This is a genomic window from Natronobacterium texcoconense, from assembly GCF_900104065.1.
GTDB lineage: Archaea > Halobacteriota > Halobacteria > Halobacteriales > Natrialbaceae > Natronobacterium > Natronobacterium texcoconense.
Window position 1 is genome coordinate 684,430 of record NZ_FNLC01000001.1, and the last position, 12,173, is coordinate 696,602.

Genomic DNA, 12,173 nt, shown 5'->3' on the forward strand with positions numbered 1-12,173 from the left:
AAACGAGATGGATTCATGTGGATAGGAAAGGGATTGGATAGTGATGGATGAAGCAACCGTCTTGGAAGCTGTAATCGACTATCTGAGCCGTCAAGACGCGACTTTCTTTATAGATCCTGGTGGAGATCAAAGCTACGAGACGGTTCGAGAGCGGTGTACGGAACTTTCGAACTGCGAGATTAACGACTCGATTAAAATCGGGAGAAAGATTCCTGATATCGTTGGAGTGAATGCACAGAACGAGATTTTTGCGGTCGAGGCTAAAGGAGACGACTACCTCCGTAAAGGGATAGGCCAAGCAACCGACTACAGACGCGGTGTCCACAAATCCTACCTAGCCGCCGAAGCGACGGCTCTTTCACGGTTTGAAGACACAGCGAAGGCAGCGGGTCTCGGTGCTATCCCCGTAAATCCTGATTCTGGGGAAGTGGCTGCAGATCAAGTCTCCGAACCCAACCCAAACATTGCAGGGACAGAGATTGCTGTCGTCCGTCGTGCCCTCGCTCTCAAAACAACCGAATTTGAATCAGGACGTCTCGATATACCACCGATGCAGCGGCCAGAAAATGCCTTACTGCCAATTCTGGCTCTCAAACTCGAAAATTGCCCAGAGACGCTTCATCAGGAGACTTGTGAACAGAAAATAGAGAATAGTGACGCGAATTACAGTGATGCTTCAGATCGTCCAATACGTTTAGCAAGAACTCTGCAACTCATTGAGAAGGACGCACAAGGAAGACTCCGTCTTACTGACCATGGAGAAACAGCATATACGATTATCAAAGGGATTCACGCCAACGAAGACAAAGGTGACGAATTGCAGGTGGGCACTATCGATGACTACCGGTCGTATCCAGAGATCGTTGCCTTCCTCCGGGATCGGTATCTTGCTGCACCCCCAATTCGTCTACTGGTGAAGATATTGGCTGATCAAGACGACTCGCGGATGGAGGTCAGCAAAATCCTGTCCGAGATTTCGCGTGAATCCCCAGATGTATTCCAGTCAGTGTTCTGTAGTGATGACGACGAGTTTCGAGATTTGCTAATGGATGAAAATCTATCAGATAGAGATTTCCGGAAACAGATTCTCGAACTCACCATGGTCTCTTATCTGTATAATTTCACTCGGCAATTAGAGGTTATTGATATCTTAGAAACGGCTGACAAGACCTCCACTTCCGATGACTTAGTCGTGGGTGAGCTGGACTGGGAATGGGATCCAGAAAAGATCGGAAGAATTGGTGCGCTTTGATGCCAGTCTGGCAAGTCTCAAACGCTAGGTCCGCGGTTTGTCCGAACAAATTTTGGTCAATTCAAAACCAGTGAAGGACAAGACGAAGGTTCAGGGAAATAGGTCACTCCTCTGTCTCCACCTCGGTCACCCGATCCATGATATCGTCAAATGGGACGGACTCGAAATCGTCGGAAAGAGTATCTCTGACCACAAGATCAATCCCCTCAGCGAGCAATCCTGTGATCTCCGTTGTTATCTCGTCTCCCGACCGCTTTTGAGACTCCGCTTTCTTCAACGCGTAGTCTTCTCCATCGACAGTAACCTTCTCACCGTCCGAAAACACTGTTTCTGGCTTCTGTCCACCATCACTAGTCGATTCTGTTAATCGGTCCTCTACCGTATCACCTGTGGGATTCCCATCCGCGTCTAAGACAGGAAGTGTTAGCCGTTGATCATGCTCACGGACAATACTTGAAAGGTTCTCCGGGGAATCTGCGCCAGACGGATACACCCAAATCCTGTGACGATACTCTGCGGTTTCAATAGTGATGTCTGCTGTGTACTCGATTCGTCGAATCTCGAGTAGCTTGATCCCACACTTTTCAGCAATGTCTACTGCTCCAGGCTGATACCCGCTTCGAGATACATAGATCCCTTTATCCGCGTCTGAGTGTTCAAGATAGAACGCAAAACAGGCAAGGTCGTCAATTCCCTTCTCATAGTCTCCGCCTTTACATTCGACGATCTTCATAATCTTGTTGTCGCCCTCTTCGATCCAGAGAACGACGTCCATTTCCTTCTCACCGAAGTCGCATTGAAGATCGTGCTTGTGTTTCACAGTATTTGTTTCATTTTGTTGTTCAAGTTTCTCTTTAATAATAGCTGACACGATCTCCTCATACTCTGAATACTTAAGAGGCTCTATATCCTGAAGATGTCCAGTGTTGTGAAGATGTTCGAGTAGACGTTCCGCATCTTCTTCGTCTATATTACCATAGTATGTGAACCGCCGCATTAACACTAAGAGGTGTACCACTGTTTCCTACAGCAGTGGAACCGCCGGCTGAACCTCCAGCAACAGGAAATTTATGAATTCTATCCGTTTCTGTGGGTTCAATAAAGCTTGTTACTGAGTTTCCAACGTATCCTGTACCAGTTGCGGTTCGATCGTGTGCGTCCCGTCATCAACGGCCTCGTCAAGCACGCGACTGCAGATAGACAGTACCTGCCGAATATTGCCCTGCGACCGCTGAAGGACGACCTGTAGGGCATCCTCGGTGAATGGATCAAGCCCGGCCTGCCCATCGGTCCGTGCCGTCTCAAGGTAGCTTTCCACGAGATCGTAGAGTTGGTCGTCGGTCAACGGTCTGAGAGCGACTTCGTTCCCGATCCGCTCGGAGAACGCGTGATACTCCTGCATCACGTCCTGCCAGACCTCGGGCGCACAAGCAAACAAGATACTCAGGCCAGAACTATTCTGATCCATCAAGTGCCGGATACTGTTCAGCGTGGACTGCTTGTCCGCCGCTGACAACTGGGCGATGGATTCGAACTCGTCGATAAACACGTACACACCGATATACCCCAGATCCTGCAACAGGTTCTTGAACGAGGTAAACGCCCGGACAGCCATCGTATCATCATCCAGCGCGGTATGGATCTCCATCGTCTTCCGCTGCTCATACCGGATACCTTCCCCCGTCAACCACTGCCAGGCATAGAGATCCGTATCCTCGTACACCATGTGGACCATCGCCCGAGCAAAATCAGCGAACTTCGTCACATCACTCAACCGCTGAACCGCCCCTGGTACGATGTCGGACAACAGGACATCCCCATCATCGATCAGGTCCTGCATCGCCCTGCCGCTCACCGGGTTTCGCTCCGTTTCATCCCGTGCCATTCGCGCAAGGTACTCGTAGGCAAACTCCTGCACCTGATCGAACCCGATATCGTACATGAACTCGTGGTAGATGTCGTGAAACCCCTCTCCGGGCTGAGCAACATATCCGACCACGACATCGTCGCGGTCACGGACCAGTGACCGCGCATATTTCAGTGTATGGCTCTTCCCATTCCCATACTTTCCTGTCACCACCAGATGCTTCGACTTCCCGGTGCCGAGCAGCGTCGACACTGTGTCACTCACCGCCTCCACAACGTGGTCCTGTCCACAGTAGATGATCGGATCCTCGGCAGGAACCGGACTATACGGGAATGGATTCTCCTCGAGACCGTACATGGTGTAATCGCGCGATTCGTCCGTGATGGTGAAACTGTCACTCATGGTTCTGGATCAAACGTGACCGCATCGTCGTGAACTGCAAGGTAGTAGTACCGTTTGCCGTACTGTTCCACACCCGCCATGACCTGCTCCGTTGAATGCGTGGTCGTGACCAGTCCCTCTTCGTCATCCGCCAGTCGGATCTGCTTGATCCCCCATTCAGCATCTTTCGCCCCGGTATCGGTCGGTGCACCAAGGAGCTCCAGCTTTCCAATATTCTGACCTACAAGAGTTGTCAAGCCGGTATCGAACGCATCCCGATCACACCGAACACGCTCACAGAGAAATTCCCGCAGCTCCGGGATCGATACATACCGTTGCGACAGGTTGACTCCGGTCCGCTCCTCCAACTCATCGAAGACCGCCAGCAGTACGAACGGGAAATTGGGGGGTACCGTAGATCGGTCCACGACATAGTACGTTCCGGTGAACGCGTTACGCTGGATCACTCCCAACCGCTCGGCCCAGTCACCGACGACCTCGACGCCGGTCTGATTAAACGCATACGGTGTGTGCTCGTTCCGGTCCTCTAACTCCGCCAGCAGGGTCTGCAACTCGGCTGGTTGGATCTCCTCCAGCACGGAAAGGAACGCACCATAATGAGGACTCCGCGTCTCCAGGATGGAACTTACCTGCCGCCAGTCCTCATCCGTGACCGCCTCGTGAAACTGTTCTCCAACAGTCGTCACCCGATACCGGTCCACCTCGTCATCTCTACCATCATCCGTTGATTGCAGGGTCCGGATAAGATCGAGTCGCAGACTCTCCAGCACGATTGACCGAAGCCGCCGCTCAGTCGTGTCGAACTGCTCCTCAAGATTCGACATCGTCTGTGAACTGTTGAGACAGGCATCCGTGATCTCTACCAGTCGTGCAAGCGTCACCGGCCGAACCGTAGGACGTTGATCGCTCATGCAAACCTCCTGACCCGCTGTTTCGCGGCTTGGTACGCCCGCTGTGTGACCTCGTTCCCTTGGAACCGGAGATCCAGATATGTCTCCACGTCCTCACCTGCCGCCACCATATATCGGAACCGCCGGAGTTCCATCGTCAACGCCCAGAGATTGTGTTGCGTCAGTGCGTCCCGGTCCTTGCGCAGTTCCACCAGCGGCGTATCACGGCAGACCGGACAGGAACACGGCAGGTACGAGAGATCCGTCACATGAGACAGTTCCTGCCCGCCAAACCCCGGGATCAAGTAGTTCCGGTTCGCAGCACTCCGGATGAACGCAGTCGAATCAAAACTATCGACACCGAGGTACAGCAATAAGGGCTGATACACTAATCCACCCAGTCCGTACACGTGAAGATGCTTCTCAGTTGTCCGCCGAGCCGCCAGAATCAACCGAATAACCTTCTCGTAATCCGTTCGGACCGGAACAAGACTCCCGAGGGCATATCCATCAAACTCTCCGTTCTTCTCCAAGTAATTGATATTATTCCGGACTGTCTCCGAATCAAGTCCGTGGACACTGGCGAACAGAAGTTGTTCCCCATCGTGCCGGTCACTCGCAGCAAGGGCGTATTCAGTACTCTCGGATATCCGGCGCTGGTTTTCCGCATCACGATTCTCTCGTGACAATGGACGGTCCACCGTTCCCAGGATGTCTGCACCGATCTGGCGTTGGGTCTCCAGTGTCCGTTCTGGGGTAGTGTCAACCTTGTCGGCCTGAAAGTCGTATCCCCCACTGTCGGCAAACACCACTGTATCTGAGGGGACACCCATCTCTTCCCGGAGTGTCGTCCCATCAAGAAGCCGATTCCATTGCGGTTCACGTTGCCTGATCGCTCGTGCGTTCACCATCGCCGTCTGGAGATCTGGGATCGCCTCAATGTACGCCGGTGTATTGTCAGAGGACCGCTTTCCGATATTCCGGACCGGGAATAAGACTGGTGTCTCCACGCTCCCGTGGGGGGTCTCGAGCATTTGTTGTCTGTACAGCATGCCGGATGCGCTCGCCTAAGCTGGGCTGAGCAATAAAAGGCTTGGTCAAAACCAAGTTATTTCAGCCAGATCGATGAGTGTTTAGCGCTCCCCAGTAATCGCGTAAACTGATGCTCGACGACGTTCGGGAAATCGTCTGTCCGAAATGGTCGATCGAAATCCTTGGGTTCCTCGCTAAAAACAGTCCGCAGAACTACAGCGACATTGCCGAAGAGTTCGACACATCGAGCGATATCATCGTTAACCGGCTTCAACAATTAGTTGATACCGGGCTTCTGGAACGTGACGAGCGAAGTGTAAAAGACGTCCAGTACTCAATCACAGAAGACGGGGAAGAACTCATAAAGATTCTCGAAGATGCCGACAACCTTCTCGACGATCAGTAGTCACTCAGGCCCGACTGATTCGGATCTACGGTACAGTACCGTTCTATCTCAGATACATTCGTCGGCGTATTTCCGTTCTCCCGGTGCAATGCGAAGTTCTCGATAAATTCCCCTTTCAACGCAATCACGATTGTTCCGTACTCTTTCGCATCTGTTGTTCGGGCCGATACTGATACAGCGTTCTCATACTCGGTAGCCAAGTCTTCACTGTTGAACAGCACGATGAAGGTTTCTTCCGGGATAAGGGAAACAAGGTCGTCGATTTGTGCACTCCGGTAATAGTCGCTGCCCAACGCGAAAAAGATGATATCGTACGCATTGTCAGAAATGCGGTCACGCAGATCGTCGTAGATTTCGAGTTGCTTTGCCCGCTCGTCAACCTCCGCGGTGGTCATATCGGAGAATGTGACGTCGTACAGTGGCAGTGATTCTGACGCGTCAACGACGCCGAATCCAGCACTGATGAAGACACGGTCGACGTCGTCGCCCGCTTCTTCGAACCGTGTCACAGCGTCGGAGATACGTTGTTGCTGCCGCCCTTCGTAGAGCTGATCAGCAGGCTCGACGTAGACATCATCCTGCTGAACGAGTTCTGTCCGGGGAGTTGAGTCGATCGTCTCTGTATTGACTGGCTCGTACCGGGTCTTCCCTTTCTTATCGCTTGAACACTGGTCGACGATGAGTACCTGCATGGTTAGTAGTCGGAGAGCCCTGACTGCATCATTGGTTCCGGAACGAACTCGCTATCGTAGTCCAGTCGCTTGAGGACTGCGGCACGTAGATCTCGTGGGTCATCGATAATATGGACGTTACACCCGGTCGATTCGATGGCCTCTACCAGTTCCTTTTCTGGTGTCCAGTTTTTCCCGTCGATGAAGACGTCTTGGTACCGGGCGCAGTACTCTTGCAGTTCGTTCTGAATTGCACGAGGTGCGAAGGAGATCGACGTCGGTGATGCGTCCCACCACTCGTGAATTCCGTTCGCGGTCACGGCCCCAATCTCTGCGACAGGGAGATCATGCACTTCTGACCAGAACTGGGGTCGGTTATCCTGAAGGAACTTGTCAACAGATTCATGGACAGAAAGGCCGGTCCCGCCCCGCGTCAGGACCGCCATCTTCGGGAGAGCTCGCTCGAACTGGTCGTAAAACCGGCGCGTATTGTGGAAGCCACGGCGACGGTTCCGGTTGTTCCCCCGGAAGATTGCGACTTCGATGCCCTGTTCTCGGCAGATCCGGCAATCACACTCACGCCATGGTTCGTGGCGTAACATCTCTTTGTATGCGTCGAGGTAGCCTTCGTCTTCCACATGGGCAGCATAATTTTGCACCAGTATCCACACCTGATCGAACGTGCCGTACTCACCGGACCGTTCCTCTCGTTTGCTAATTTCCTCTAGTTTCGTTGGTGACCAGTCATCGAAGACGGTTCGAACACGGTCGATCAGGTCTTGGTACTCACTGAACGGGACCGGGTTGTCCGGGTCATCCTTTCGCAGTAGTTTCGCAAGACGACCACGGAACTTGCCGCTGAAGTTTGCTCGAAGTTTCGATCCGTACGCGTAATCACTCCGAAGTTCCTCTTTGACATCTCGGAGGAGAGACTGATCATACCGGTCGTCATGCCGGTGTTCTCTGAGGTATGGTTCGAGATTGTCTAAGGAGACGACCGCTGACTGGTGCCAGTCGATTAGCGCATCCGCGATTGACTCGTCGTTGTCGAACGCCCGCAACGCGTATAGCATCTCTTGGCCGCGGAGCGCAGTCTCTACCGCTTCTTCGACCGAGGCTCGACTGGACGGATATCGGATGCGGATGGCGTCGTACCGGTTGTCACTGTCCAGATGGTAATTATCGCCCCCGGTCCACGCGGCACGGAGCATACTGGCGCTGTCGAAACTGGCCATCCCGCTCCGGCCGATGGTCTCGAAGGCTCCGGTCTTCGCGAACCCGAACACGTGGGTATCAACGCGGGTCTCGTGTTCGCGCTCGAATTCTTTCACTCGGTGACCAACCGATGTTACACAGTCTTTCACGTCTTCTTCGGAACTCCCGGCGACACCACCGATCCCAAGATACTGGTAGCCCAAGTCGAGGACCTGCTCGGCAGCCCGGCCATAAGATCGAGGATCCCAGCCCTGGATCGCGACCATCAACCGGAACGAATAGTCTCCGGCATCGTAGAGCTCTTTCATCTCTTTCGCGTTCGCCAGCGTCAGTTCATACCGGAACGACATATCGTCATCCCGATACACTGCATGGGGATGGGTATCCAGGTCAGCCAGTATGGCTGAGAGCGGTTGATCGAAGATCGCTGGGTCGAACTCTTGGACATCGGTGCCGTAGATCGATGGCTCATATTCTTGGACGTAGTCTGGCCACTCAGCAGGCCACTCATCGGTCATCACGTCGACTTCGCTCGAGATCTCGTCAGGGATGTCCGATGTTGAAAATCCGTCTGGGAACGCTCGTTCGTCTAGATACAAGCGTGCCGTATGCCCGCTCCCGAGTACGAGGTGATCAATAGTGACGCCGACAGAGACATCAAGCGTTTCGTAGAACTCGAGCATTTCTTCGTTGCTGTACGGGGGGAACGGGAAGGATTTGTACCCCCACGCACCACAGTCACTGATCGTTGGAAGCCACTTCGGGATGTCCAACATCGGCGCATCATAGACGCCATTTTCAGTGATGCGCTCATATTTGGATGGCGTATCCTCTACCTGCTCACGAGAAATTAATACACCGTCGATTGGTGTCGACTCGTAATCGAAGATATCCCAAATATACGCGGTATCACGTTCACTTGGATCTAGTTCTGAGTGCTCATCGTGGATAAAGTCATAGTTCGCGTCGACGAAGTCATCCCATTCTGGAACGTAGAACCGCACGCGATATATTCACCACAAACTGGTTTGACGCATCCGTATATCAACCTGCTGGAGTCCGTTTGTTAGCTGTGGCAATGTCTATGAGATGCGCCATAATTTGTTTAGCTACTCCTCGGAATCAAGATCTAAGAATTCATCAAATGCTCCTGTCTTTTCAGCCTCAAGCACATCGTAGGCTAGACTTTTGTAGAGCACTTCATCACACGATCTACAGACCGTGTATAAGCTTCCCTTTTGATCCCAGTAGTCGTTGCGCTGGATGACTGTATTCTCATGATGCCCGTAGTGTCCTCCTTCATACCTGATGTGATCAAATTCAGTACCGCTACATTCAGGACATGGATCAGACAGATTGTTCCAGTCATCTCGAGAGACGTACTCAAATTCAAATGATTCCTCAGATGGGAGATGCAGCATATACACTTCCAGAAACTCGTCTTGATCATCTGAATCGATTTTGATCACCAGCTCTTCGGATGATAGTACTGGATTTGAGCTTCTTCGAACTCGTTTTCGAATCGATCGACGGTGGCTGGATAGATTTCGGTCAGAAACTCCTCAGCGGTTACACCATCGTACGTGTAGACCCCATCGATTCCATAGATATGGTCTTCTCGTTTCTCAAGCATTCGTACATTGATTTCAAGCCTCATCTCGCCTGTTTCCTCGTATATCCGCGGACCTATTACGAATCCAAGCTCGTCGTCATCGACATCAAAGAGATCAAGGAAAGATTCAACCTCAACCAGTGGATCGCCTTCGTTCCAACCGATTTTCTCTCACCCGTCGATCTCTTCGAGAAACTGTGGCGTGACCTCGCGAGCACCTTCTCGTGTTGCTCGACGACCGGCCTGGAGGAGACGTTCGAAGGCATCCCGACAGTCTCCACCGTTGTCTGCGACGCTGTCTGCTACGAGTTCCAGCACTTCAGGCTGGACAGCACCTGGTCGGAAGGCCTGTTCGACCCGGTCTTTTAGAATCGCCAGCAGTTCCTCGGCTGTATAGGGTTTGAACTCGACAGCTCGGCAGTTCAACCGGCTCCAGCTGCGCTCATCGAGGACGAACCCGTCGGGAGGAATGTTCGAGATGAGGACGAGACCAAGCTTGTTCTCGGTCTGCTGACTCAGCATGTGAAGATCGTAGACGATCGCGGCCTTGTCTTCCAGTTGATCGAACTCGTCGAGCGCGATCGCGACGCTTCGGTTCCTGTCGAGCCATTCGCGGAGTTTCCCGAGCCGTTCGTCGACGGGTTTTCCCTTCCGGGGTGCTGGATATCCTAACTGGATGAGAATCTCGGTCAGAAGCGCTGGCCGCGTACTGTACTGCCAGCAGTTGATCTGGACGGTTTTCACACCGGCCTCGGTCTCTAACGCCTCGAAGACGTGATTGACACAGGTGGTTTTCCCACTTCCGGGCGGCCCATACACGAGGAGGTTCTCCGGCGTCTTTCGTTTCGTCAGGGGCCGCAGTGCGTCTCGAATCGTGTGAAGCTCGGCGTCGCGTTCGACTGGGGGATGGTGTGGATGGTCGGCTGTCAGGTATTCTTCTGCCCGAATGATTTCGCTTCCGTAGCTGTCGTCGAACATAGCAGTCTCACGCTCCGAACTAGGGACAATCTATCAGTCAGGATTCAAAAGGCGAGCCCGGGACGGTATTTCGTATGTGTTGCTCTAGACACATGTTCGAAACTAGTTATCCCGCATCAATAGATACGTTCGTCCGCTGGCTGGCAACTGAAGCCAGGGGTCGCCAAAACGGTGTAGCGACTGCTCCCCCTCACGGTGTTATGCCACCATCCATCATCGACTCACGGCCACCGCTGGAACACTCGTACATCCCAACACAGTTCGTCGGACGCGACGAATTCCAGGACGCACTCAGCGACAGCTTCGCCGTCGAAACCGACTCTCCTAGACAGCACCTCCACGTGTACGGCGTCCGCGGAACGGGGAAGACACACCTTCTCCAGCAGTTGCTGACGACGTTCCCACCGACGGTGACGACCTGCTATCTCTCCGGCATTCCCCACGACACCCAGTACAAAGCACTCGAGCGGCTCTATCAACAGCTCACGGGCACCGAACTAGGTACCGGCCACCACGTCGCCGACGTCCAGCGACAGATCACCGACCAGGTAACGCTTCCGACAGTGATTGTCCTCGACGAGTTCGACTTCCTGCTGTTGAACGACGGGGACGACCTGCTCTACTTTCTCACCCGGCTCGACAACGTAACTGTCATCACCGTCTCTGCGAACACCTCGACCCTCGAGGAATCACTCGACGACCGGACCTACAGTTCGTTCCGTCCCCACCACCTCGAGCTCGAACCCTATTCACCGGAGGAGGCTCACCAGATACTCGCCGACCGAGCGCGACAGGCACTCAGCCCGGACTCGATCGAACAGTCCGTCCTCTCGCACATCGCAGAGGTGACCCAGAACATCATGATTGGGTTGACGTGGCTTCGCGAGGCCGCCGACACCGCGGACGAGCAGATCACACAGGACCTCGTCGACGACCTCCAGTCGACCGCCTATCGAGAATACGTGACGTACCTGCTCGACGACTTCACGCCGCACCATCGCCGCTTGTACGAGGCGATCGAACGGCTCGATCACGAACTCGAGCCACCGTATCTGACCGGGACGGTATACGACGAGTACCAGCGGCACTGCGAAACGGCTACGGTGGCCCCACTGAGTGAACGTAGGGTGAGCGATTTTCTGACTCACCTCGAGTTGCTTCACCTCATCGAGACGACGTACCACTATGGCGGGACGAAAGGGAAAACCCGTGAAATCAGGCTCGTTGACTGGCAGTCATGATCAGATTCAGAAGAGATCGAGTAAGTTCGTCTCCTCGAGCTCATCGAGTTCGCGTCGGACGTCGCGACGATCGGCCAGCAGGTCCTGCCGGTCACGCCAGTGGGTTCGCCGTTCGTCACGGAGGTCCTGGTAGAACGATTCTATCCGGGACTTGAGCCGGTCGCGTTCGCCGTCCTTACCGGTCGACCGTGTATAGAGGAGTTCCAGTCGATCGACGTACCACTGCAGTTTCGACTCGAGTTCGTCGACGGCCTGATCCAGGAGTGCAGTGCGGGTCTCCAGTTCCTGATCGATCCGCTGTAGCTCGTCCTCGAGCCGCTGGCGTTCCTGTTCGTGTGACCGGTCGAGGAACTCCTCGATGTCGAACTCTGTGAATGCCGGGGTGGAGCGTTCGTCTTCCACGGACGAGTATTATGGAGATAGCCGGTTGTGAGTCACTCCTCACCCGGTTGCGATAGCTGTCGGTACTCTCGTGCCTTCTTTTGGTAGAGCTTCGGCAATGCCTCGATCTCTTCCTCGGTCCACTCGTTGACTTCCCGGAGCAGCTGTTCGGCTTCCGCCAGTCTAGAGCGTGGGGCCATATAGAGATAGTCGTGAGGCGTTCGTT

14 protein-coding genes are annotated in these 12,173 nt (G+C 53.7%); 3 read left to right on the forward strand and 11 right to left on the reverse strand.

Annotated elements, in window-relative coordinates; all coding sequences use genetic code 11:
- Window positions 1-43 precede the first annotated feature (43 nt).
- Window positions 44-1,252, forward strand: coding sequence for a hypothetical protein (locus BLR35_RS03495; RefSeq protein ID WP_139169230.1), 1,209 nt, complete (start codon window positions 44-46; stop codon window positions 1,250-1,252).
- A gap of 103 nt (window positions 1,253-1,355) precedes the next feature.
- Here BLR35_RS03495 and BLR35_RS03500 read toward each other — a convergent pair whose 3' ends face one another.
- The 4 genes from BLR35_RS03500 to BLR35_RS03515 form a co-directional block, all read right to left on the reverse strand.
- Window positions 1,356-2,249, reverse strand: coding sequence for a restriction endonuclease (locus BLR35_RS03500; RefSeq protein WP_090377437.1), 894 nt, complete (start codon window positions 2,247-2,249; stop codon window positions 1,356-1,358).
- A gap of 111 nt (window positions 2,250-2,360) precedes the next feature.
- Window positions 2,361-3,521: a BREX system ATP-binding domain-containing protein gene (locus BLR35_RS03505; protein WP_090377440.1), complete on the reverse strand. Its 1,161-nt coding sequence runs from the start codon at window positions 3,519-3,521 to the stop codon at window positions 2,361-2,363.
- Window positions 3,518-4,432 (reverse strand): hypothetical protein, encoded by a 915-nt coding sequence (locus BLR35_RS03510; RefSeq protein WP_090377443.1) that lies wholly within the window; start codon window positions 4,430-4,432, stop codon window positions 3,518-3,520. Before BLR35_RS03510 ends, BLR35_RS03505 begins: the two co-directional genes overlap by 4 nt.
- On the reverse strand, window positions 4,429-5,445 hold the full coding sequence (locus BLR35_RS03515) for a tRNA-guanine transglycosylase (RefSeq protein WP_170830953.1): 1,017 nt from the start codon (window positions 5,443-5,445) through the stop codon (window positions 4,429-4,431). The genes BLR35_RS03510 and BLR35_RS03515 overlap by 4 nt, the downstream gene beginning before the upstream one ends.
- 128 nt (window positions 5,446-5,573) lie before the next feature.
- Here BLR35_RS03515 and BLR35_RS03520 point away from each other — a divergent pair, with 128 nt between their 5' ends.
- Entirely contained in the window at window positions 5,574-5,849 is a 276-nt protein-coding gene (locus tag BLR35_RS03520) for a winged helix-turn-helix transcriptional regulator (protein WP_090377446.1), read from the forward strand.
- On the opposite strand, the gene BLR35_RS03525 is transcribed toward BLR35_RS03520, so the two are convergent.
- The 5 genes from BLR35_RS03525 to BLR35_RS03535 form a co-directional block, all read right to left on the reverse strand.
- Window positions 5,843-6,541: a hypothetical protein gene (locus BLR35_RS03525; protein WP_090377449.1), complete on the reverse strand. Its 699-nt coding sequence runs from the start codon at window positions 6,539-6,541 to the stop codon at window positions 5,843-5,845. The genes BLR35_RS03520 and BLR35_RS03525 overlap by 7 nt on opposite strands.
- A 2-nt stretch (window positions 6,542-6,543) precedes the next feature.
- Window positions 6,544-8,739: a queuine tRNA-ribosyltransferase tRNA-guanine transglycosylase gene (locus BLR35_RS03530; protein ID WP_090377452.1), complete on the reverse strand. Its 2,196-nt coding sequence runs from the start codon at window positions 8,737-8,739 to the stop codon at window positions 6,544-6,546.
- 105 nt (window positions 8,740-8,844) lie between these two features.
- Window positions 8,845-9,204, reverse strand: a complete 360-nt coding sequence (locus BLR35_RS20170) for a hypothetical protein (RefSeq protein ID WP_139169231.1) — start codon at window positions 9,202-9,204, stop codon at window positions 8,845-8,847.
- Window positions 9,201-9,392 (reverse strand): hypothetical protein, encoded by a 192-nt coding sequence (locus BLR35_RS20175; RefSeq protein ID WP_139169232.1) that lies wholly within the window; start codon window positions 9,390-9,392, stop codon window positions 9,201-9,203. The genes BLR35_RS20170 and BLR35_RS20175 overlap by 4 nt, the downstream gene beginning before the upstream one ends.
- Window positions 9,393-9,518: 126 nt before the next feature.
- Window positions 9,519-10,325: a Cdc6/Cdc18 family protein gene (locus BLR35_RS03535; RefSeq protein WP_090377455.1), complete on the reverse strand. Its 807-nt coding sequence runs from the start codon at window positions 10,323-10,325 to the stop codon at window positions 9,519-9,521.
- A 200-nt stretch (window positions 10,326-10,525) separates the two neighbouring features.
- On the opposite strand from BLR35_RS03535, the gene BLR35_RS03540 reads away from it, so the two are divergent.
- Window positions 10,526-11,566, forward strand: a complete 1,041-nt coding sequence (locus BLR35_RS03540) for a Cdc6/Cdc18 family protein (protein WP_170830954.1) — start codon at window positions 10,526-10,528, stop codon at window positions 11,564-11,566.
- A gap of 6 nt (window positions 11,567-11,572) precedes the next feature.
- Here the strand turns inward: BLR35_RS03540 and BLR35_RS03545 are convergent, their stop codons facing one another.
- Together BLR35_RS03545 and BLR35_RS20515 are read right to left on the reverse strand one after the other, a co-directional pair.
- Window positions 11,573-11,968, reverse strand: coding sequence for a DUF8104 domain-containing protein (locus BLR35_RS03545; protein WP_090377461.1), 396 nt, complete (start codon window positions 11,966-11,968; stop codon window positions 11,573-11,575).
- Window positions 11,969-12,000: 32 nt separating this feature from the next.
- Window positions 12,001-12,147, reverse strand: a complete 147-nt coding sequence (locus tag BLR35_RS20515) for a hypothetical protein (RefSeq protein ID WP_170830955.1) — start codon at window positions 12,145-12,147, stop codon at window positions 12,001-12,003.
- Window positions 12,148-12,173: the final 26 nt, after the last annotated feature.